Source organism: Serratia sp. HRI, from assembly GCF_010119335.3.
Taxonomy (GTDB): Bacteria; Pseudomonadota; Gammaproteobacteria; order Enterobacterales; family Enterobacteriaceae; genus Serratia; species Serratia nevei.
In genome coordinates this window covers 2,498,088-2,519,354 of the sequence record NZ_CP083690.1, presented here as the reverse complement: position 1 = coordinate 2,519,354, position 21,267 = coordinate 2,498,088, and the positions used below count along the sequence as shown (strand labels likewise).

Here is a 21,267-nt window from a genome sequence, read left to right as displayed (position 1 = left end):
ATGCAGGGCGCGTGAGCGCCCCATTCGCAGGCGGGGCCTGCGATTAACCGACCAAAAGAGATTCGCTGTGAAAGTGTTGACTGTTTTCGGCACCAGGCCGGAAGCCATTAAAATGGCGCCGCTGGTACATGCACTGGCCCAGGATGAGGCCTTTGACGCAAGAGTCTGCGTAACGGCACAGCATCGTGAGATGTTGGATCAGGTATTGCGGTTGTTTGAGATTACGCCGGATTACGACCTGAACATCATGAAACCCGGTCAGGGGCTGACGGAAATCACCTGCCGCATCCTGGAAGGGCTGAAAGGGGTGCTGGAAGACTTCAAACCGGACGTGGTGCTGGTGCACGGCGATACCACCACTACGCTGGCGACCAGCCTGGCGGCGTTCTATCAACGCATCCCCGTCGGGCATGTCGAAGCCGGGCTGCGCACCGGCAATCTGTATTCTCCCTGGCCGGAAGAGGCCAACCGCAAACTGACCGGCCATCTGGCGATGTACCATTTTGCGCCAACCGAGAACTCGCGCCAAAATCTGTTGCGCGAGCTGCTGCCGGACAACCGTATTTTCGTGACGGGCAATACGGTGATCGACGCGTTGTTCTGGGTGCGCGACCGCGTGATGAGCGATACCGCGCTGCAGGCTGGCCTGGCGCAGCGTTATCCGTTCCTCGACGCTGACAAGAAACTGATTCTGGTCACCGGCCATCGCCGCGAAAGTTTTGGCGGCGGCTTTGAGCGAATTTGCAGCGCGCTGGCGGAGATTGCCCGCAACCACCCGGAAGTGCAGGTCGTGTATCCGGTGCATCTCAATCCGAACGTCAGTGAGCCGGTGAATCGCATCTTGAAAGGCATCGACAACGTCATGCTGATCGAACCGCAGGATTATCTGCCGTTTGTCTATTTGATGACTCAGGCCTATATGATCCTGACCGATTCCGGCGGTATTCAGGAAGAGGCGCCATCGTTAGGCAAACCGGTGCTGGTGATGCGCGACACCACCGAACGCCCGGAAGCGATAGATGCGGGCACGGTACGCCTGGTCGGTACCGATGTAGCCAAAATTGTTGAAGCGGTGACCCGGCTGTTGACGGACGAAAGCGAATATCACGCGATGAGTCGGGCGCACAACCCATACGGTGACGGGCATGCCTGCCAGCGTATCCTCGAAGCTTTAAAGAACCATCAGGTGACACTATGAGTTTTGACACTATTTCGGTTATCGGCCTGGGTTATATCGGCTTGCCAACGGCGGCGGCGTTCGCTTCCCGCAAGAAAAAAGTGGTGGGTGTAGATGTTAACCAACATGCGGTAGATACCATTAACCGCGGTGCGATCCACATCGTCGAGCCGGATCTGGACAAAGTGGTCAAGGACGCCGTCGACGGTGGTTTCCTGCAGGCGGTGACCAAACCGCTGGCGGCCGATGCATTCCTGATCGCGGTGCCTACGCCGTTCAAGGGCGATCACGAGCCGGATCTGGCCTATGTCGAAGCGGCGGCGAAATCGCTGGCGCCGGTGCTGAAAAAGGGCGATCTGGTGATCCTTGAGTCCACCTCGCCGGTGGGTGCCACCGAACAGATGGCGGAATGGCTGGCGCAGGCGCGCAGCGATCTCAGCTTCCCGCAACAAGAGGGCGAAGCGGCGGACGTGAATATCGCCTACTGCCCGGAGCGCGTGCTGCCGGGGCAGGTTATGGTGGAACTGATTCAAAACGACCGCGTGATCGGTGGCATGACGCCGAAGTGCTCGGAACGTGCCAGCGCGCTGTACAAGATTTTCCTCGAGGGCGAATGCGTGATCACCAACTCGCGCACTGCCGAGATGTGCAAGCTGACGGAAAACAGCTTCCGCGACGTGAATATCGCCTTTGCCAACGAATTGTCGTTGATCTGCGCCGAACAGGGGATCAACGTCTGGGAACTGATCCGCCTGGCGAACCGCCATCCGCGGGTGAATATTCTGCAGCCGGGGCCGGGCGTCGGCGGTCACTGCATCGCTGTCGATCCGTGGTTTATCGTGGCGCAGAACCCACAGCAGGCGCGCCTGATCCACACCGCTCGCCTGGTGAACGACGGTAAACCGCTGTGGGTGGTCGACCGGGTGAAAGCGGCGGTGGCCGATTGCCTGGCCGCCACCGACAAGCGCGCGTCCGAGGTCAAAATTGCCTGCTTCGGCCTGGCCTTCAAGCCGAATATCGACGATCTGCGTGAAAGCCCGGCGGTAGAGGTCGCACATCTGATTGCCGAATGGCACGTCGGCGAAACGCTGGCGGTGGAACCGAACGTCGAACAGCTGCCGAAGTCGCTGGCGGGCCATGTGACGTTGATGCCAATCGCTGAGGCGTTGCAGCAGGCTGATGTGATCGTGATGTTGGTCGATCACCAGCAGTTCAAGGCCATCCGGCCGGAAGATGTAAAACAAACATGGGTAATTGATACCAAAGGAGTATGGCGTTGAAACGTATTTTAGTCACCGGTGGTGCCGGTTTTATTGGCTCCGCAGTCGTGCGGCACATCATCGAGGCCACCGGCGATAGCGTGGTGGTGGTGGATAAGCTGACCTATGCCGGTAACCTTGAGTCTTTGGCGGTGGTGGCTGAGAGCGATCGCTATGCTTTCGAGCAGGTCGACATCTGCGATCGCGCCGAGCTGGATCGGGTATTTGCCCACTATCAGCCGGACGTAGTGATGCACCTGGCGGCGGAAAGCCACGTCGATCGCTCTATCGACGGCCCGGCGGCGTTTATCGAGACCAACGTGGTTGGCACTTACACTATGCTGGAAGCGGCGCGCCACTACTGGCAGCCGCTGGCGGCGGAGAAGAAACTGGCCTTCCGCTTCCATCATATCTCCACCGACGAAGTGTACGGCGACCTGCACGGCACCGACGATCTGTTCACCGAAACCACACCGTATGCGCCGAGCAGCCCCTATTCCGCCTCCAAGGCGTCGAGCGATCATCTGGTGCGCGCCTGGCTGCGCACCTACGGTTTGCCAACCCTCGTGACCAACTGCTCGAACAACTACGGCCCTTATCACTTCCCGGAGAAGCTGATCCCGCTGGTGATCCTGAATGCGGTAGCCGGCAAACCGCTGCCGGTCTACGGCAACGGCGCGCAGGTGCGCGACTGGCTGTATGTCGAGGATCACGCGCGCGCGCTCTATCAGGTCGTGACCGAAGGCGTGGTAGGCGAAACTTACAATATCGGTGGCCATAACGAGCGCAAGAATATCGAAGTGGTGCAGACCATTTGCGATCTGCTGGAAGAACTGGCGCCGAACAAACCGCAGGGCGTGGAGAACTACCGCGATCTGATCACTTACGTGAAGGATCGCCCGGGCCACGATATGCGTTACGCTATCGACGCCGGCAAAATTGATCGTGAGCTGGGCTGGCGGCCGCAGGAAACCTTCGAAAGCGGCATTCGCAAGACGGTAGCCTGGTATTTGACTAATGAAACCTGGTGGCGCCGAGTGCAAGACGGTTCTTATGCCGGCGAGCGTTTGGGGCTATCAGATTAATTTAACGCCGCGTCGCTTTGCGACGGTGCGGCGGGTTTTGGAGTAAATATGAAAGGTATTATTCTGGCCGGCGGTTCCGGCACGCGTCTGCATCCGATTACTCGTGGTGTGTCCAAGCAACTGCTGCCGATCTACGACAAGCCGATGATCTATTATCCGTTGTCGGTGCTGATGCTGGCGGGGATCCGCGATGTTTTGATTATCTCTACCCCGGAGGACTTGCCTTCCTTCGAGCGTTTGTTGGGGAACGGTGAGCAGTTCGGCGTCAATCTCAGCTACGCTGCGCAGCCTAAGCCGGAAGGTTTGGCGCAGGCGTTTCTGATCGGCGAAGAGTTTATCAACGGTGATTCTTGCTGCCTGGTGTTGGGAGATAACATCTTCTTCGGCCAATCTTTCAGCCCGAAATTAAAAACCGTCGCGGCCCGCGCCGAAGGTGCCACCGTGTTTGGTTATCAGGTGATGGATCCTGAACGCTTTGGCGTCGTGGAATTTGATGACAACTTCCGTGCGCTGTCGATCGAAGAAAAGCCGAAGAAACCGAAATCCGATTGGGCGGTGACCGGCCTGTACTTCTACGATAGCCAGGTGGTGGAGTTTGCCAAGCAGGTGAAGCCTTCCGAGCGCGGCGAGCTGGAAATTACCAGCATCAACCAGATGTATCTGGAGCGCGGTGAACTGACCGTCGAGCTGTTGGGGCGTGGTTTCGCCTGGTTGGACACCGGGACTCACGACAGCCTGCTGGAAGCCAGCAGCTTCGTGCAGACGGTAGAAAAGCGCCAGGGCTTTAAAATCGCCTGCCTGGAAGAGATCGCCTGGCGTAACGGCTGGCTGGATGACAAGGGGCTGAAACGCGCCGCCACCTCATTGGCCAAAACGGGCTACGGCAATTATTTGTCGGATCTGCTGCATGTGCGTTCACGCCACTATTGAGCCTTTGGCGTGGGAAAGCGAGTTTTTCGCGCTAGACAGCGCGAAACTCAGCTTCTCCTCCTCGGCTCCGGCGCTTGCCGAAGCCGACTTGGCGGCTTATGCCCTGGTGCAGGCCAAAATTCCCGCGCAGCAACTGGCATTGGCGGATGGCCTCGCCGGCTTGGGATTTCGTCTGGTTGAGGGTGAGGTCGATCTGGTCCTGGCTCTCGAGCGTGAACGAGCGGCGGAACCCGGCGACGGAGCCCAGACTTCCCGTCTGGCAACCGAGTCCGATATCCCGGTATTGCGTGCCGCGGCGGCTCAGGCGTTCTCCGTCAGCCGCTTTCGCGCGCCTTGGTATCAACCTGATGACAGCGGCCGGTTTTATGCTTTGTGGATTGAAAAGGCCGTTTTAGGCACGTTCGATCATCAGTGCCTGTTGGCTCTGAACAACCAGGGGCAACCCGAAGGCTTTGTCAGCCTGCGTGACATTGGCGGCCAGGAAATGCGTATCGGTCTGCTGGCGGCTTTTCCCGGCGTATCCGGCCGGGGCATTGGCACTCGGCTGATGACGGTGGCGATCGCCGAATGTCGGCGTCAAGGTATGCAGCGCCTACGGGTCGCGACGCAGGTAGGCAATATCGCCGCATTACGACTCTATCAACGACAGGGTGCCGTGATTGAAAGCACCGCGTATTGGTTATACAGAGGTAGACATGATTCCATTTAACGCTCCACCGGTTGTTGGCACTGAACTGGAATATATGCAGGCTGCTATGGGCAGCGGCAAGCTATGCGGCGACGGCGGCTTTACCCGCCGCAGCCAGCAGTGGATGGAACAGCGTTTCGGCAGCGCGAAAGTGTTGCTGACGCCTTCCTGCACCGCGTCGTTGGAAATGGCCGCCATCCTGCTGGATATACAGCCGGGTGACGAAGTGATCATGCCGAGTTTTACCTTCGTTTCCACCGCCAACGCCTTTGTGCTGCGCGGCGCCAAAGTGGTGTTCGTCGACCTGCGTCCGGATACCATGAACATCGACGAAACCAAAATCGAAGCGGCGATCACCGATAAAACCCGCGCGATTGTGCCAGTGCACTATGCCGGCGTTGCCTGCGAGATGGATACCATCATGGCGCTGGCGAAGAAATATAACCTGTTCGTGGTGGAAGACGCCGCGCAGGGCGTGATGTCGACCTACAAAGGCAAGGCATTGGGCACCATCGGCCATATCGGCTGCTTCAGCTTCCATGAAACCAAAAACTACACCGCCGGCGGCGAAGGCGGCGCGACGCTGGTGAACGATCCGGCTCTGATCGATCGGGCGGAAGTCATCCGCGAGAAGGGCACCAACCGCAGCCAGTTCTTCCGTGGTCAGGTGGACAAATATACCTGGCGCGACATCGGTTCCAGCTATCTGATGTCTGACCTGCAGGCCGCTTACCTGTGGGGCCAGCTGGAAGTGGCGGAACGCATCAACCAGCGCCGTTTGGCACTGTGGCAGAAGTACTATGACAGCTTCCTGCCGTTGGCGAAGGCCGGCCGCATCGAGTTGCCGGTAATCCCGGCCGACTGCGTGCATAACGCGCACATGTTCTATATCAAGCTGCGGGATATCGACGATCGCACGGCCTTTATCGACTACCTGAAGGAAGCCGAGATCATGGCGGTGTTCCACTATATCCCGCTGCATGACTGCCCGGCCGGCGAACGTTTTGGTCGCTTTGCCGGCGAAGACCGTTATACCTCGCAGGAAAGCGCGCGCCTGGTGCGCTTACCGCTGTTCTACAATATGTCCGATGTCAATCAGCGTACGGTAATCAATACCATCCTGAGCTTCTTTGCCTGATATGTCGCTGGCAAAAGCATCGATATGGACCGCCGGCTCCACGCTGATCAAAATCGGCGTGGGGTTGTTGGTGGTGAAGCTGCTGGCGGTGGCGTTTGGCCCCAGCGGGGTGGGGCAGGCGGGTAACTTCCGCCAGTTGATTACCGTGCTGGGCGTGCTGTCCGGCGCGGGCATTTTTAACGGCATCACCAAATACGTGGCGGAGTACCACCAGGATCCGCAGCGTCTGCGTCTGGCGGTAGGCACCGCATCGAGCATCGTGCTGGGTTTTTCGACCTTGCTGGCGCTGGTGTTTCTGTTCGCCGCCGAACCGATCAGCATCGGGCTGTTCGGGCATGCCGATTACGTCGATGTGGTGCGCGCCGTCGCCTTCATTCAGATGGGCATCGCCTACGCCAACCTGTTCATGGCGGTGCTGAAAGGCTACCGCGACGCGATGGGCAATGCGCTGGCGGTGATCGGCGGCAGCCTGATTGGCGTGGTGGCTTATTACCTGTGCTTCACGCTGGGTGGCTATGAAGGCGCGTTGGCGGGGCTGGCGCTGGTGCCGGCGTTGGTGGTGTTGCCTGCCGGGCTGATGCTGTGGCGGCGCAAAACGCTGCCGCTGCGCTATCTGGCACCGCGTTGGGACAAACTCGTGGCCGGCAATCTCGGCAAGTTCACCCTCATGGCGTTGATCACGTCGGTGACGCTGCCGGTGGCCTACGTGATGATGCGTAACCTGTTGGCCGCCCATTACGGCTGGGATGAGGTGGGGATTTGGCAGGGCGTCAGCAGCATTTCCGATGCCTATCTGCAGTTTATCACCGCTTCGTTTACCGTCTATTTGCTGCCGACGCTGTCGCGGCTGACGGACAAGGGCGCCATCTCACGGGAGATCGTGCGTTCGCTGAAATTCGTGCTGCCGGCGGTAGCGGCGGCGAGCTTTACGGTTTGGGTGCTGCGCGATTTCGCTATTTGGCTGCTGTTCTCGGACAAGTTTGTCGCCATGCGCGATCTGTTTGCCTGGCAGCTGGTGGGCGACGTGCTGAAAGTCGGGGCCTATGTGTTCGGCTATCTGGTGATCGCCAAAGCGTCGCTGCGCTTCTATATCCTGACGGAAGTCAGCCAGTTTCTGCTGCTGACGGTGTTCTCGCACTGGCTGATCCCGCTGCACGGCGCGTTGGGGGCGGCTCAGGCCTATATGGCAACCTACATCGTGTATTTCGCGCTCTGTAGCTGCGTGTTCCTTATTTATCGTAGACGAGTATGACCATACTGATTCACGTTCTGGGATCCGATATCCCGCATCATAACCAGACGGTGCTGCGCTTCTTCAACGACGTGCTGGCGCCGCGTTTGCCGGCTGAGCAGACGCGGCATTTTATGGTGGCGGCCAAGGATGTGGCGGCACTGGGTGATTTCCCCGCCCTGAACATTGAGCCCTACGCAGACAAGAAAAGCCTGGCGGAGGCGGTCATCGCCCGTGCCCAGGCCGATCGCGATGCGCGTTTCTTCCTGCACGGCCAGTTCAATCCGGGGCTGTGGTTGGCGCTGCTGAGCGGCAAGATCAAGGCGCGTCAGGTCAGTTGGCATATTTGGGGCGCCGATCTGTATGAAGACGCCACCAGCTGGAAATTCCGGCTGTTCTATCTGCTGCGCCGCATTGCGCAGGGGCGTGTAGGGAACGTGTTTGCCACTCGCGGCGACGTGATTCACTACCAGCAGCGCCATGCGCGGGTGCCGGCCTCGCTGCTGTACTTCCCGACCCGCATGGATCCGGCGCTGACCGACGTTCACGTCGAGAAAAACCTGGCCGGGCCGATGACGATTCTGGTGGGCAACTCCGGCGATCGCAGCAATCGGCATATCGAAGCGCTGCAGGCGATCCATCAGCAGTTCGGCGCCGACGTGCGCGTGATCCTGCCGATGGGTTATCCGGCCAACAACGATGCCTACATCGAGCAGGTGCGCGCCGCCGGGTTGCCGCTGTTCGGCGAGAAAAACCTGCAGCTGCTCACGCAGCAGGTGGCGTTTGAGGACTACCTCAATATTTTACGCGCCTGCGATCTGGGCTATTTCATTTTCAATCGCCAGCAGGGGATTGGCACCCTGTGCCTGCTGATTCAGTTCGGCGTGCCTTTCGTGCTCAGCCGGCAAAACCCGTTCTGGCAGGATTTGGCGGAACAGCATCTGCCGGTGCTGTTCTACGGCGATTCGCTGGACGAGGCGGTGGTGCGCGAAGCGCAGCGTCAGCTGGCGGCGGTGGATAAACAGACGATCGCCTTCTTCAATCCGAACTATGTCGACGGCTGGCAGCAAGCCCTGGCGTTGGCGGCGGGAGAGCACTCATGACGTTGGCGCAATTCGGCGGCCTGTTTGTCGTCTATCTGGTCAGCCTGACGTTTATTCTGACGCTAACCTACCAGGAGTTTCGGCGCGTGCGCTTTAACTTCAACGTCTTCTTTTCGCTGCTGTATTTGCTGACGTTCTATTTCGGTTTTCCTTTGACCTGCCTGCTGGTGTTCCAGTTTGACGTCGAGGTGGTGCCGGTGGAGTTTCTGCTGTACGCCCTGCTGTCGGCGACGGCGTTTTACGCCATCTATTACGTCACCTACAAGACCCGGCTGCGCAAGCGCCGCACAGAGCCGCGTGCGGCGCTGTTTACCATGAACCGGGTAGAGACTCATATGACCTGGGTGCTGCTGGCATTGGTGGCGATCGGTACCGTTGGGATCTTCTTCATGCAGAACGGCTTCCTGCTGTTCAAGCTCAATTCCTACAGCCAGATTTTCTCCAGCGACGTGTCCGGCGTGGCGCTCAAGCGGTTCTTCTACTTCTTCATTCCGGCGATGCTGGTGGTCTATTTCCTGCGGCAGGATCTGCGCGCCTGGTTCTTGTTCCTGGTGGCGACGGTGGCGTTCGGTATTCTGACCTACGTGATCGTCGGCGGCACCCGCGCCAACATCATCATCGCCTTCGCGCTGTTCCTGTTTATCGGCATCGTGCGCGGCTGGATCACGCTGTGGATGCTGGCGGCGGCGGGCATATTCGGCGTGGTCGGCATGTTCTGGCTGGCGTTGAAGCGCTATAGCCTGGATGTCAGCGGCGCGGAAGCGTTCTATACCTTCCTCTACCTGACCCGCGATACCTTCTCGCCGTGGGAAAACCTGGCGCTGCTGCTGCAAAATTACGACAAGATCGATTTCCAGGGCCTGGCGCCGATCGTGCGTGATTTCTACGTCTTTATTCCAACCTGGCTATGGCCGGGCCGGCCGGACGTGGTGCTGAACTCGGCCAACTATTTCACCTGGGAAGTGCTGAACAACCACTCCGGGCTGGCGATTTCGCCGACGCTGATCGGTTCGCTGGTGGTGATGGGCGGTGCGCTGTTTATTCCGCTCGGCGCGATTCTGGTGGGCATGATCATCAAGTGGTTCGACTGGCTGTATGAGTTGGGCAAAACCGAACCGAACCGCTATAAGGCGGCCATTCTGCAAGGCTTCTGCTTCGGTGCGGTGTTCAACATCATCGTGCTGGCGCGCGAAGGGGTGGACTCTTTCGTGTCGCGCGTGGTGTTCTTCTGCATTATTTTCGGCGCCTGTCTGGTGCTGGCGAAGTTGCTGTATTGGTTGTTCGATACCGCCGGGCTGATCAAGGCCAGAGTGACGCGCGCCCGCGCGCTGGCGTCTCCGCCTCGGGCCAACGGTCTTTTGTAAGGGTAATGAGAACGATGGAAGCAAAGATTTCGGTGCCGCAGTATGAGCTGCGCGGTTTCAGCCTGTGGGGCTTTCGCGATATGGCGCACTGCATGGACTTTTTGTTCGACGGCGGCCGGGTAAAACAGGGCACGCTGGTGGCCATGAACGCGGAAAAGATCCTGAAGGCGGAAGAGGACCCGGCGCTGCATGCGTTGCTGGATGAGGCGGAGTACAAGTACGCCGACGGCATCAGCATGGTGCGTTCGATTCGCCGCAAATACCCGGCGGCGGACGTTTCGCGCGTGGCGGGGGCCGATCTGTGGGAAGCCTTGATGCAGCGCGCCGGCCGTGAAGGCACGCCGGTCTTCCTGGTCGGCGGCAAGCCCGGGGTCTTGGCGGAAACCGAGCAAAAGCTGCGCAGCCAGTGGAATGTCAACCTGGTGGGCAGCCAGGACGGCTATTTCAAACCGGATCAGCGAGAGGCGCTGCTCGAGCGTATTCGTGCCAGCGGCGCCGCTATCGTGACGGTGGCGATGGGATCGCCGAAGCAGGAGATTCTGATGCGCGACTGTCGCAAGGTGCATCCGCAGGTGCTGTACATGGGCGTGGGCGGCACCTACGACGTCTTTACCGGCCATGTGAAGCGTGCGCCCAAGGTGTGGCAGAACCTCGGTCTGGAATGGCTCTACCGCCTGCTCAGCCAGCCCAGCCGCATCGGCCGGCAGTTGAAGCTGCTGAAGTTTGTCGGCTACTACTACAGCGGCAAGATGTAACCCCCTCATCCGGGGCGGAAAGGGCTGTTCCGCTCCGGTCTGCTGTACCAATAATCTGCTTTTGCACGTTTCTGCCGCATATCTATAACCCCCGGCCCTAAACGCCGCTGCATTTATTCCATAAAGTTTTAAATTGCGGTTTGCTTATAGCGGCGAAATGCGAAACGATACCGCCCGGAAATTATCCCTGGCCGCTGAAGCCTGATGCGACAGCGCTGAACGATGTCCCTCTCACGGTAACTTCGCTCCGACCACCCGTTGATGCCAACCCGATCGGCAGGGGATGATTTATTCTTTTAATAATGACAATAACGACCGGCAGCGGCCGGCAGGCAAACACAACCCGAGAAAAATTATTGAGGATTTATGGCACACAAAGAAAAACCGCAAGGGCTACACCGAGGCCTTGAGGCCCGGCATATCGAGCTTATCGCTCTGGGGGGCACCATCGGTGTCGGCCTGTTTATGGGGTCGGCCAGTACGCTGAAGTGGGCGGGGCCGTCGGTGCTGCTGGCTTACATCATCGCCGGGCTGTTCGTGTTCTTCATTATGCGTTCGATGGGAGAAATGCTGTTCCTCGAGCCGGTCGCGGGCTCGTTTGCCGTTTACGCGCATAAGTACATGAATCCCTATTTCGGTTACCTGACCGCCTGGGGCTACTGGTTTATGTGGATTGCCGTCGGCATTTCGGAGATCACCGCCATCGGGGTGTATGTGCAGTTCTGGTTCCCGGAAATACCGCAGTGGGTGCCGGCGCTGATCGCCGTGGCAATGGTGGCGCTGGCCAACCTGGCGGCGGTGCGCCTGTATGGGGAACTGGAGTTCTGGTTCGCCATGATCAAAGTCACCACCATCATCGTGATGATTCTGGTGGGGCTGGGGGTTATCTTCTTCGGCTTCGGCAACGGCGGTGAACCTATCGGTTTCGCCAATTTGACGGCGCACGGCGGTTTCTTTGCCGGCGGCTGGAAAGGCTTCCTGTTTGCGCTGTGCATCGTGGTGGCGTCCTATCAGGGGGTTGAGCTGGTGGGCATCACCGCCGGGGAAGCCAAGAACCCGCAGGTGACGCTGAAACGCGCGATCAACAATATCCTGTGGCGCATCCTGATCTTCTATGTTGGCGCAATCTTCGTCATCGTCACCATCTTCCCGTGGAATGGCATCGGCACCACCGGCAGCCCGTTCGTGCTGACCTTCGCCAAGATCGGCATCGTTGCCGCCGCCGGCATCATCAACTTCGTGGTGTTGACCGCCGCGCTCTCCGGCTGCAACAGCGGCATGTACAGCGGCGGCCGCATGCTGTACGCCCTGGCCAAGAATCGCCAGCTGCCGGCGGCGCTGACCAAGCTTTCCGCCAGCGGCGTGCCGGTGAACTGCATCGCCGTCACCATCGGCTGCCTGTTGGTGGGTTCCGCGCTGAACTACATCATCCCGAATCCGGAGCAGGTGTTCGTCTATGTCTACAGCGCGAGCGTGCTGCCGGGCATGGTGCCGTGGTTCGTGGTGCTGATAAGCCAGCTCTATTTCCGCCGCGCTCATAAGGAAGCGATCAAAAATCACAGCTTTAAGTCGATCATGTTCCCGTATGTGAACTATCTGACCATCGCTTTTCTGATTTGCGTGCTGGTCGGCATGGGAATCAACCCGGATACGCGGATTTCCCTACTGGTCGGGGCGATTTTCTTGGCCGGCGTCAGCCTGTGCTACTTCGCTTTCGGCATGCACAAGAAACATCATCCGGCTGAAAATCGGGTAGAAACGCGCCAATAAATGGTGAAAAGGGGCTACGGAGTGCGCTTTTGTGCGCGGGAGTGAGCAAAGCGTAATCAAACGCAACATTTCTGCGAAAAAGCACTAGACAGAATTGGCGTAAATCCGTAGTATCCCCTCCCGCAACGGCGCTACGCGCCCGTAGCTCAGCTGGATAGAGCGCTGCCCTCCGGAGGCAGAGGTCTCAGGTTCGAATCCTGTCGGGCGCGCCATTAAGTTTGTGCGCAGGAGCTGCGGTGGTAATATTACCGCGTGAGTAAGAAGAAGAAGTAGTAATGGTGGCTATAGCTCAGTTGGTAGAGCCCTGGATTGTGATTCCAGTTGTCGTGGGTTCGAGTCCCATTAGCCACCCCACTTCCTAACGAAGTGAAGATTTAGCAGTATTTTGTGACAGTGCGAAGGTGGCGGAATTGGTAGACGCGCTAGCTTCAGGTGTTAGTGTTCTTACGGACGTGAGGGTTCAAGTCCCTCTCTTCGCACCACGCAAAATATCTGATAAATATAAGATTTATATGGACAACGGTCTGATAAATCAGGTAGTATGAGCAACACAAATCGGCGAGTAGCGCAGCTTGGTAGCGCAACTGGTTTGGGACCAGTGGGTCGGAGGTTCGAATCCTCTCTCGCCGACCACATTCGAAAAGCCTGCTTTTTAAAGCAGGTTTTTTTTCGTCTGTCGTTTATGAGGATGAGTACCTCCGCAGGAGGTTCGAGCCTCGCGAAGCGAGACAACGTTGCTTCAGCAATGGCCCGCAGGGCGCGCATCAAAGATGCGCGTAATCCTCTCTTGCCGACCACTCTCAAAGAAACCGACGCAAGTCGGTTTTTTTACGTCTGTCGTTTATGAAAGCAAGTTCTTCTCAGCATGACGAAGGGAACATCGACAAGCCCGTGCAGCACCGCACGGGCTTTTTGCCTTCCTGGGGGAGCATCTGGTGTCGGCATGCAAACGTGTTGATTTTCAGCGACAATACCATCCTGCGTTGTCGTCAGGCTGAGACAAATAATTCATTGATTTTAAAAGATAAAACTAGCTTTGACTTAAGTCGTCGTTTCGAGGCGACAACCTGATACAGGCCGCCGGCAAGGAACACCAGAGAGTGATTTGTGACGGGAAGGGAAGAGTTAAATAAAAAATCAATAATTTCAATATATTGAGCTATATTTTTCTATATGAGAGCCTCAATTTAAAAGTTGGCACGCCAAGTGCAATATCTCTTGCGTAGATGCTCATTCCACTTCTTATGTTCGCCTTAAGGCCTCATAAACCCTGGGAATGACGCAGAGCCGATTTAGGGTGCCTATCGCCCACGAGAACGATGACTAACCCGTCATCACGCTCAGGGCAGAACGTTGAGTGAGGCACCGCCCCTGTTGTCCTAGACCTGATTGCTTCTTTATACACTTGCCCTGCGGCAAGTGTTTTTTTTTGCGCTTCAGAAAGCCATTGGGCAAAAAAAAGCGCGGCATCGGCGCCGCGCTTTTCTCTCTCGGGCAGGGCGTTATTCGCCGCCGTTCTGTTTCAGCGTCAACATCAGCCCCTCACGCCGCATCTGCGCCGCTTCATCCGAACGATGCAGTTTTTCCAACGTATCGGCCAACCAGGCGTAGTCGTAGGCATCCGGGCGCTGTTTCAGCGCTTCGCGGAAGGCGTCGGCCGCTTGCTGCCACTCGCCGTGCTTCATCAGCAACTGCCCCAGCGTGCTGTTCAGCAGCGGCGTCGCGCCGTGTTGTTTCATCTGCTGACGCAGCGCTCTTTCCAACTGCTCGGGGTTGCCGGATTTCAGCCGCGGCAGCAACAGCACCAGGCGCTCGTCGTATTGGCGCTTCAGGCTGTCGAGTACAATCTCCTGCGCCAGTTCGTGGTCGTTGCATTCGATCAGGTGTTCCACCATCGCGATTTGCAGCGGCACTTCGTGACGCGTCTTGCGGCTCTGATCTTTCCACCAGCGCTTCAGGCCTTCGCTGCCTTCGTCCGCCATCGCTTGATTCATCAGCCCGATATACGCCTGTTGCTGCAATGCCTGCAGCTGTTCTTCGCTGTGGAGTTCGATTTTTCGCATCGACGGCAGCACTTCCAGCAGCGACGCATAGGCGCCGGTGCGCAGATAGGCTTGTTCCGCCAGACGCAGCACTTCCGGATGACGCGGCGCCTGGTTCAGCAGGCGATCGACGCCGTGGCGCGCGGCGTGGTTCTCGCCCTGCGCCAACTGGATACGAACCCGGGTGATGTCCACCGGCAGCTGATCGGTGTCGGCCGCTTCGGCGGCGCGCTCCAGATACTGATTGGTACGGAAGTCGTCGCCGCGTTGCTGTGCGGCCTCGGCGGCCAGCAGGTAGTTCACGACCGGCTGTTCGGCGTGGTCGGCGTTGCGCGTCATCAGCTTCTCGACCTGCTTGTAGTCGCCTTCCGCCAGCTTGATCAGCGCGGCTTTGGTTTGCTGGCGCGCGCGGGTGCGCTTGCGGCCGATAAACCAACCGCGCGTGTGGGCGCCGGTACGGAAGAGACGGCGCAGGATCCACTCGATCGCCAGCAGCACCACAAACAGCAGCACCAGCATAATCACCAGGCCGGTGACGCTGGTTTCAATATTGTAATTGTCGGTCTGGATCAGCACATAGCCCTGATGCCCGGCCAGCATCGGCCCGAGCACCACGCTGGCGATCACCACCAGGAACAGAAATAGCACGCGTAACATGGCTTAACCCTCCTGGTGAGCGGCAGGGGACTGGGTCATCAGGTTGCGCACCCGGGTCTGCATCACTTTTTCCAGCAGCGGCTGGCTTTTCAGCTGATCCGGCACGTCCATCGAGATCGACTGTTGGCTCAGGCTGTCCAGCTCTTCCAGGAAAGCCTTGGTCGCCGGATCGGTCGTGTCGAAATAGGCGCGCACCCAGGTGGACACGGTTTCCAGCGATTGCTTGTAGGTCTCGTTCTGGTGACGCGGGATGGCCTGCGCGGCCACCAGCAGGCGCGAACGGATGTTTTCGCGCAGGTAGATGTCCTGGTTCGGTGCCAGCAGCGGCTCGGCGCTGGTGTCGCGGCGACGGATGGTGATGAAGTCGGCCATGAAATTGCGCCAGCTCTTGGCCAGGTTCTGCCGCCACTCGCCGATCGAGCTGGAGAGTTCGCTGCTGTTTTGATCCATCGGCGCTTCGTCGGTATCGTTATCCGCCAGACGCAGGTTATCCACCTGATTGGACAGCTGATTGACCTTGAGGATGATGCCGTCGTAATCGACCTGGGTCAGCGTAGAAAGCGTGCTGATGTCTTCGGTAATGGCGCGGCGCACGTCGAGCAGGCTCGGATCGTTCATGTCCGCCAAGCTGGCGTCGGCGCTTTTCAGCAGCGCGGCGGCGCTGGTGACGTCCTGATCGCTCCACAGCTTGCGGCCGGCCATTTTCACCAGGAAATCGGCCTGCGCCAGCAGCCAGGTTTTAGCGTCGCTGCCGGAGATGGTCGCCACTTTTTCCTGCAGTTCACTCAGCTGGCGCGCCAGATTCGCCTGCTCGCGATCGGCGGCGTCCAGGGTTTTACCCTGCTGCTGCAACAGGCCCTCCAGCGCATTTCTTTCCTGCTGTTGGCTCTGCTTCACGCCTTCAAGCTGCTGCTGCAGCGCCTGATTGGCGGCGATCAGCTGTTGCGCCTGCTTGTGCGTGTGGTAATAGCCGCCCGCGCCGAGGGCGATGACCAGCACGATAGCGATCGCGCCGAGCACCGGGCCGGTGTTCTTTCCTTTGCGGCTGGCAGCGGCTGGCTGCTGGGAGCTCTCAACCGCGGTGGTTGGCTCTTCAACCGGGGCGGATGGGGTATTTTGTTCCGTCATAGTGGCACATCCCATAGTCAGATTATTGTAGCGCGCGGATCAGCGCGTCATTATCGGCGTTGTCAGCTACCCGAATCGTACGCCAGCCCAAGTCCCGGGCGAGGGTAGCCAGGCGTTCGCTCACTACTACCAGGCGGCAACGCAGCAGCCATGAAGAACGATAGTAATCAGGAACTAACGTATAGAGCTGTTGTAACATTTCACCGCTGGTCACCACCAACGTATCCACACCGGCGCGCTGCCAGTGGGCGCTTTGCTCGCTACCGTCGTAGTGCACCGGGCTGCGTTGATAGCATTCATAATAGCTGACGTCGGCGCCACGCTCGCTCAGCGTCGTGCCCAGCAGCTCGCGGCCGCCGTTGCCGCGCAAAATCAGCGCGCGTTTGCCTGCCAGCTTTTGCAGCGCCGGCAGCAGCAGCAGCGTTTCGCTGATCTCGCGTTCACGCGGGTATTCCACCGGCAAACTGCTGACGCAGTGCAGCGCCAGCCCGGTGGTGCGGCCGATGGCGTAATAAGTCAGGTGCGCGGGCCAGCTCAGCCCGGCGCGGCCGATGACCGAATCGGCATAGTTCACCGAATGCTGCGACAGCACGAACACCAGATCGCCGGCGCTAAGCTGCTGCAACGCTTGCGGCAGCTGCGGCAGATCGCTGCCGGGGGCGAAGTCGATCAGCGGTGCATGATAGGCAACCCGGCCGAGTGCGCGCAGCCGGCTTACTAACTGCTCGCCCGAAGGCGATGGGCGGGTTACCAGGATCGTCATGCCGGCGGATTTCCCTGGTAAACTTCGCGCAGGATCTCGCGTGCGCCGCGCGCCAGCAGCTCTTCCGCCAGCTCAACGCCCATCCGTTCGGCCTCGGCGGCCGGGCCGCGGCGTTCGCCGCGCACCATCTGGCTGCCGTCCGGCGCGCCGACCAGGGCACGCAGCCACAGGCTGTCGCCATCCAGTTCGGCATAGCTGCCGATCGGCACCTGGCAGCCGCCTTCCAGACGGGTGTTCATCGCCCGTTCGGCGCGTACGCGGGTTTCGGTGGCAGCATGGTTCAACAGCACCAGCAGAGCGCGGGTGACGCTGTCGTCGAGGCGGCATTCAATGCCGACCGCACCCTGGCCGACCGCCGGCAGGCACTCTTCGGCGCTCAGCGGGCTGCGGATGCGTTGCTCCAGCCCCAGGCGTTTCAGGCCGGCCACCGCCAGAATAATCGCGTCGTAATCGCCGTTGTCCAGCTTGGCCAAGCGAGTGCCGACGTTGCCGCGCAGGTCGCGCACGATCAGATCCGGGCGGCGTTCACGCAGCTGGCACTGGCGGCGCAGGCTGGAAGTGCCGACCACGCTGCCCTGCGGCAGCTGATCGAGCGAGGCGAAACGGTTGGAAACAAAAGCGTCGCGCGGATCTTCGCGTTCGCAAATGGTGGTCAAACCCAGGCCGGCAGGGAAATCGACCGGCACGTCTTTCATCGAGTGCACGGCGATGTCGGCGCGGCCTTCCAGCAGCGCCAGCTCGAGTTCTTTAACAAACAGGCCTTTACCGCCGACTTTCGCCAGCGGCGTATCCAGAATAACGTCGCCGCGGGTGACCATCGGCACCAACTCGACCTGCAGGCCGGGATGGCAGGCCATCAGACGTTGCTGCACATAATGTGCTTGCCAAAGTGCAAGCGGGCTTTGTCGGGTGGCAATTCGAATAATTTTGTCTAACATGCTTGTTACCGTTTTTATATTTCGCCATCCATCCTACCACTGAGAGCCAATACTGTCAGTGCAAGAAGCCGGAGGCGGAAAAAGGACAACGGAATCAAAGGGACGTGTGATGTGCTTTGGGGCAGTTAACACTGCGGGTAAATCGTTTAGGGAAGCGCTACAATAATTGTGAAGCGTTACCTCCTTTACGGTCAATCAGCAAGGTGTTAAATTGATCACGTTTCCAGCAATAAGTCGCCAAATATTCTTCTTACACTAACGGCGCTTATGGAATACGGGTTTTTTTCTAAACACCGGGATAATCAGGCGAGACGTCTTGTACCTCTACATCGAGACATTGAAGCAGAGACTGGATGCGATCAATCAGCTACGCGTCGATCGCGCCCTAGCGGCTATGAAGCCCGCATTTCAACGGGTATACAGTCTGCTGCCCACCTTACTGCACCACCACCACCCGCTGATGCCGGGTTACCTGAACGGTAACGTTCCCCACGGCATTTGCCTCTACACGCCTGATGAAACTCAACAAGATTACCTGAACGATTTAGAAGACAAATGGGGCAGCCCGTTTGACAAACCGGCCAGCGGTGAGCTGCCGATCACCGGCGTCTACTCGATGGGCAGCACCTCGTCTATCGGCCAAAGCTGCAGCTCGGATCTCGACATCTGGGTCTGCCACCAGTCCTGGCTGGACAACGAGGAACGCTCCCGCCTGCAGCAAAAATGCAGCCTGCTTGAGAAGTGGGCCGCCTCGATGGGGGTGGAAGTCAGCTTCTTCCTGATCGACGAAAACCGCTTCCGCCATAATGAAAGCGGCAGCCTGGGCGGCGAAGACTGCGGCTCGACGCAGCATATCCTGTTGCTCGACGAATTCTACCGCACAGCGGTGCGCCTGGCCGGCAAACGCATCCTGTGGAACATGGTGCCGGGCGAAGAAGAAGCGCACTACGATGAATACGTGCTGTCGCTGTACGCGCAGGGCGCGCTGACGCCGAACGAGTGGCTTGATCTCGGCGGCCTGAGTTCGCTGTCGGCGGAAGAGTACTTCGGCGCCAGCCTGTGGCAGCTGTACAAGAGCATCGATTCGCCTTACAAGGCAGTGTTGAAGACCCTGCTGCTGGAAGCCTATTCCTGGGAATACCCCAATACCCAGCTGCTGGCGACGGACATCAAACACCGCCTGCATCAGGGGGAGATCGTCAGCTTCGGGCTCGATGCCTATTGCATGATGCTCGAGCGCGTGACCCGTTACCTGACCGACATCAACGATACCACCCGCCTCGATCTGGCCCGCCGCTGTTTCTACCTGAAAGTGTGTGAAAAGCTGTCGCTGGCCAAGGCCTGCGTCGGCTGGCGGCGCGAGATCCTCAGCCAGCTGGTCAGCGAGTGGGGCTGGAGCGAAGAGCGTCTGGCGATGCTGGACAACCGCGCCAACTGGAAAATCGAACGGGTGCGTGAAGCGCATAACGAGTTGCTCGACGCGATGATGCAGAGCTACCGCAACCTGATCCGTTTCGCCCGCCGCAACAACCTCAGCGTCAGCGCCAGCCCGCAGGATATCGGCGTGCTGACCCGCAAACTGTACGCGGCGTTCGAGGCGCTGCCCGGCAAGGTGACGCTGGTGAACCCGCAGATTTCGCCGGACCTGTCGGAAAACGATTTAACCTTTATTCACGTGCCGGTAGGCCGCGCCAACCGCACCGGCTGGTACCTGTATAATCAGGCGCCGGCCATGGATTCGATCGTCAGCCATCAGCCGCTGGAATATAACCGCTACCTGAACAAGCTGGTGGCCTGGGCCTATTTCAACGGCCTGCTGACCCCGCAGACCCGCCTGCACATCAAGAGCGGCAACCTGTGCGACACCGCCAAGCTGCAGGAACTGGTGGCCGACGTTTCTCATCACTTCCCGCTGCGCCTGCCGGCGCCGACGCCGAAAGCGCTGTACAGCCCGTGCGAAATTCGCCATCTGGCGATCATCGTCAATCTGGAAAACGATCCGACCGCCGCCTTCCGCAATCAGGTGGTGCACTTCGATTTCCGCAAGCTGGACGTGTTCAGCTTCGGCCAGCAGCAGCAGTGCCTGGTGGGCAGCATCGATCTGCTGTATCGCAACTCTTGGAACGAAGTGCGCACCCTGCATTTCAGCGGCGAACAGTCGGTGCTGGAAGCGCTGAAAACCATTCTCGGCAAAATGCACCAGGACGCCGCGCCGCCGGAGTCGGTGGAAGTGTTCTGCTACAGCCAGCACCTGCGCGGCCTGATCCGCACCCGCATCCAGCAGTTGGTGTCGGAGTGCATTGAGCTGCGCCTGTCCAGCACCCGCCTGGAGCCCGGCCGCTTCAAGGCGGTACGCGTCGCCGGGCAGACCTGGGGGCTGTTCTTCGAGCGCCTGAGTGTGTCGGTGCAAAAGTTGGAGAACGCGGTGGAGTTTTACGGTGCGATCTCCAACAACAAGCTGCACGGCCTGTCTATCAAGGTGGAAACCGATCAGGTGCATCTGCCGCCGGTGGTGGATGGCTTCGCCAGCGAGGGGATCATCCAGTTCTTCTTCGAAGACACCTCGGATGACAAGGGCTTCAACATCTATATTCTGGACGAGTCGAATCGGGTGGAGGTGTATCACCACTGCGAGGGCAGTAAAGAGGAGCTGGTGCGCGACGTCAGCCGCTTCTACTCCTCATCGCACGATCGTTTTACCTACGGCTCCAGCTTCATCAACTTCAACCTGCCGCAGTTCTATCAGATCGTGCAGCTCGACGGGCGCACGCAGGTGATCCCGTTCCGCAGCAACGTGCTGTCCAGCCTGTGCGTGACGGTGGCCGATGGCGCCGCGCAGCCGCTCAAACAGCAGTTCCAGCTGCATTGACGCCGCAAGGGCTCGGTTGCCGAGCCCTACATCGCCTCAGGAAAAATGCAGTTCCTCACCGGCCTGTGCGCTGGCCGCTTCGCTGAGCAGCTGATAAAACGGCTGCCCGCTGCGATCGCATAGCCAGACGCCGTCGCGGTAGTTGAAGTGGTAACCGCCGGCCTTGGTGGCGAGCCAAACCTGGTGCAGCGGCTCCTGGCGGTTGATGACAATTTTGGTGCCGTTTTCGAAGCTCAGCGTCATCACGCCGCCATTGGTTTCGTAATCGATGTCCGCATCGCCGTCAAAATCGTCCAGTGTCTCTTCAATATTCAGCATCAGCTGGTCGGCCAACTGATGAAACTCGCTGTCGTTCATATTCAATTCCTAT

18 protein-coding genes, 4 tRNA genes and 1 other RNA gene are annotated in these 21,267 nt (G+C 59.0%); 18 read left to right on the top strand and 5 right to left on the bottom strand.

All coding sequences use genetic code 11. The features are described from left to right. The first annotated feature begins 67 nt into the window (after positions 1–67). From wecB to GF111_RS12090, 17 genes are all read left to right on the top strand, one after another. A complete protein-coding gene (gene wecB, locus GF111_RS12170; protein WP_055317098.1) occupies positions 68–1,198 on the top strand; it encodes a non-hydrolyzing UDP-N-acetylglucosamine 2-epimerase in 1,131 nt (376 codons plus the stop codon). Further along, positions 1,195–2,457: a UDP-N-acetyl-D-mannosamine dehydrogenase gene (wecC, locus tag GF111_RS12165; protein ID WP_094460670.1), complete on the top strand. Its 1,263-nt coding sequence runs from the start codon at positions 1,195–1,197 to the stop codon at positions 2,455–2,457. The genes wecB and wecC overlap by 4 nt, the downstream gene beginning before the upstream one ends. Next, positions 2,448–3,521: a dTDP-glucose 4,6-dehydratase gene (rffG, locus tag GF111_RS12160; RefSeq protein ID WP_186766902.1), complete on the top strand. Its 1,074-nt coding sequence runs from the start codon at positions 2,448–2,450 to the stop codon at positions 3,519–3,521. The genes wecC and rffG overlap by 10 nt, the downstream gene beginning before the upstream one ends. 48 nt (positions 3,522–3,569) lie before the next feature. Beyond that, positions 3,570–4,451, top strand: a complete 882-nt coding sequence (gene rfbA, locus GF111_RS12155) for a glucose-1-phosphate thymidylyltransferase RfbA (RefSeq protein WP_094460671.1) — start codon at positions 3,570–3,572, stop codon at positions 4,449–4,451. After that, positions 4,429–5,160, top strand: coding sequence for a dTDP-4-amino-4,6-dideoxy-D-galactose acyltransferase (gene rffC, locus GF111_RS12150; protein WP_147191371.1), 732 nt, complete (start codon positions 4,429–4,431; stop codon positions 5,158–5,160). The genes rfbA and rffC overlap by 23 nt, the downstream gene beginning before the upstream one ends. After that, complete coding sequence (gene rffA / locus GF111_RS12145; protein WP_147191369.1) at positions 5,147–6,277, top strand: dTDP-4-amino-4,6-dideoxygalactose transaminase; 1,131 nt, start codon at positions 5,147–5,149, stop codon at positions 6,275–6,277. Before rffC ends, rffA begins: the two co-directional genes overlap by 14 nt. A gap of 1 nt (position 6,278) precedes the next feature. Beyond that, positions 6,279–7,529, top strand: coding sequence for a lipid III flippase WzxE (gene wzxE, locus GF111_RS12140; protein WP_147191367.1), 1,251 nt, complete (start codon positions 6,279–6,281; stop codon positions 7,527–7,529). Further along, entirely contained in the window at positions 7,526–8,611 is a 1,086-nt protein-coding gene (locus tag GF111_RS12135) for a TDP-N-acetylfucosamine:lipid II N-acetylfucosaminyltransferase (protein ID WP_047729453.1), read from the top strand. The genes wzxE and GF111_RS12135 overlap by 4 nt, the downstream gene beginning before the upstream one ends. Beyond that, entirely contained in the window at positions 8,608–9,975 is a 1,368-nt protein-coding gene (wzyE, locus tag GF111_RS12130) for an ECA oligosaccharide polymerase (RefSeq protein ID WP_038874075.1), read from the top strand. Before GF111_RS12135 ends, wzyE begins: the two co-directional genes overlap by 4 nt. A gap of 14 nt (positions 9,976–9,989) precedes the next feature. Next, entirely contained in the window at positions 9,990–10,730 is a 741-nt protein-coding gene (gene wecG, locus GF111_RS12125; RefSeq protein ID WP_147191366.1) for a lipopolysaccharide N-acetylmannosaminouronosyltransferase, read from the top strand. A gap of 366 nt (positions 10,731–11,096) precedes the next feature. Next, a complete protein-coding gene (locus GF111_RS12120) occupies positions 11,097–12,500 on the top strand; it encodes an amino acid permease (RefSeq protein ID WP_038874078.1) in 1,404 nt (467 codons plus the stop codon). 135 nt (positions 12,501–12,635) lie between these two features. Then, a tRNA-Arg gene (locus GF111_RS12115) sits at positions 12,636–12,712 on the top strand. A gap of 66 nt (positions 12,713–12,778) precedes the next feature. Continuing rightward, positions 12,779–12,854 (top strand) — tRNA-His (locus GF111_RS12110). A 41-nt stretch (positions 12,855–12,895) separates the two neighbouring features. After that, positions 12,896–12,982 (top strand) — tRNA-Leu (locus tag GF111_RS12105). Positions 12,983–13,056: 74 nt separating this feature from the next. Further along, positions 13,057–13,133: transfer RNA gene (locus GF111_RS12100), tRNA-Pro, on the top strand. Between the two features lie 35 nt (positions 13,134–13,168). Then, positions 13,169–13,297, top strand: a non-coding RNA gene (locus GF111_RS12095) — RtT sRNA. A gap of 46 nt (positions 13,298–13,343) precedes the next feature. Continuing rightward, entirely contained in the window at positions 13,344–13,571 is a 228-nt protein-coding gene (locus GF111_RS12090) for a hypothetical protein (RefSeq protein WP_186766939.1), read from the top strand. A gap of 431 nt (positions 13,572–14,002) precedes the next feature. Here the strand turns inward: GF111_RS12090 and hemY are convergent, their stop codons facing one another. From hemY to hemC, 4 genes are read right to left on the bottom strand one after another with little or no spacing between them, the layout of a single operon-like run. Beyond that, the gene (gene hemY / locus GF111_RS12085) at positions 14,003–15,199 is read right to left on the bottom strand and encodes a protoheme IX biogenesis protein HemY (RefSeq protein WP_147190545.1); all 1,197 of its coding nucleotides are present in this window, start codon (positions 15,197–15,199) and stop codon (positions 14,003–14,005) included. 3 nt (positions 15,200–15,202) lie between these two features. Continuing rightward, complete coding sequence (hemX, locus tag GF111_RS12080; protein WP_038874084.1) at positions 15,203–16,327, bottom strand: uroporphyrinogen-III C-methyltransferase; 1,125 nt, start codon at positions 16,325–16,327, stop codon at positions 15,203–15,205. Between the two features lie 22 nt (positions 16,328–16,349). Then, positions 16,350–17,090 (bottom strand): uroporphyrinogen-III synthase, encoded by a 741-nt coding sequence (hemD, locus tag GF111_RS12075; protein ID WP_038874086.1) that lies wholly within the window; start codon positions 17,088–17,090, stop codon positions 16,350–16,352. Then, positions 17,087–18,028, bottom strand: coding sequence for a hydroxymethylbilane synthase (hemC, locus tag GF111_RS12070; protein ID WP_147190543.1), 942 nt, complete (start codon positions 18,026–18,028; stop codon positions 17,087–17,089). Before hemC ends, hemD begins: the two co-directional genes overlap by 4 nt. 316 nt (positions 18,029–18,344) lie before the next feature. Here hemC and GF111_RS12065 point away from each other — a divergent pair, with 316 nt between their 5' ends. Beyond that, positions 18,345–20,897 (top strand): class I adenylate cyclase, encoded by a 2,553-nt coding sequence (locus tag GF111_RS12065; RefSeq protein ID WP_038874091.1) that lies wholly within the window; start codon positions 18,345–18,347, stop codon positions 20,895–20,897. Positions 20,898–20,933: 36 nt separating this feature from the next. Here the strand turns inward: GF111_RS12065 and cyaY are convergent, their stop codons facing one another. Further along, entirely contained in the window at positions 20,934–21,254 is a 321-nt protein-coding gene (gene cyaY, locus GF111_RS12060; RefSeq protein ID WP_004934237.1) for an iron donor protein CyaY, read from the bottom strand. Positions 21,255–21,267: the final 13 nt, after the last annotated feature.

Coding starts and splice junctions, on each gene's coding strand:
- wecC (WP_094460670.1), top strand. CDS start 1,195: ATGAGTTTTGACACTATTTCGGTTATCGGCCTGGGTTATATCGGCTTG.
- rffG (WP_186766902.1), top strand. CDS start 2,448: ATGGCGTTGAAACGTATTTTAGTCACCGGTGGTGCCGGTTTTATTGGC.
- rfbA (WP_094460671.1), top strand. CDS start 3,570: ATGAAAGGTATTATTCTGGCCGGCGGTTCCGGCACGCGTCTGCATCCG.
- rffC (WP_147191371.1), top strand. CDS start 4,429: ATGTGCGTTCACGCCACTATTGAGCCTTTGGCGTGGGAAAGCGAGTTT.
- rffA (WP_147191369.1), top strand. CDS start 5,147: ATGATTCCATTTAACGCTCCACCGGTTGTTGGCACTGAACTGGAATAT.
- wzxE (WP_147191367.1), top strand. CDS start 6,279: ATGTCGCTGGCAAAAGCATCGATATGGACCGCCGGCTCCACGCTGATC.
- GF111_RS12135 (WP_047729453.1), top strand. CDS start 7,526: ATGACCATACTGATTCACGTTCTGGGATCCGATATCCCGCATCATAAC.
- wzyE (WP_038874075.1), top strand. CDS start 8,608: ATGACGTTGGCGCAATTCGGCGGCCTGTTTGTCGTCTATCTGGTCAGC.
- wecG (WP_147191366.1), top strand. CDS start 9,990: ATGGAAGCAAAGATTTCGGTGCCGCAGTATGAGCTGCGCGGTTTCAGC.
- GF111_RS12120 (WP_038874078.1), top strand. CDS start 11,097: ATGGCACACAAAGAAAAACCGCAAGGGCTACACCGAGGCCTTGAGGCC.
- GF111_RS12090 (WP_186766939.1), top strand. CDS start 13,344: ATGAAAGCAAGTTCTTCTCAGCATGACGAAGGGAACATCGACAAGCCC.
- hemY (WP_147190545.1), bottom strand. CDS start 15,199: ATGTTACGCGTGCTATTTCTGTTCCTGGTGGTGATCGCCAGCGTGGTG.
- hemX (WP_038874084.1), bottom strand. CDS start 16,327: ATGACGGAACAAAATACCCCATCCGCCCCGGTTGAAGAGCCAACCACC.
- hemD (WP_038874086.1), bottom strand. CDS start 17,090: ATGACGATCCTGGTAACCCGCCCATCGCCTTCGGGCGAGCAGTTAGTA.
- hemC (WP_147190543.1), bottom strand. CDS start 18,028: ATGTTAGACAAAATTATTCGAATTGCCACCCGACAAAGCCCGCTTGCA.
- cyaY (WP_004934237.1), bottom strand. CDS start 21,254: ATGAACGACAGCGAGTTTCATCAGTTGGCCGACCAGCTGATGCTGAAT.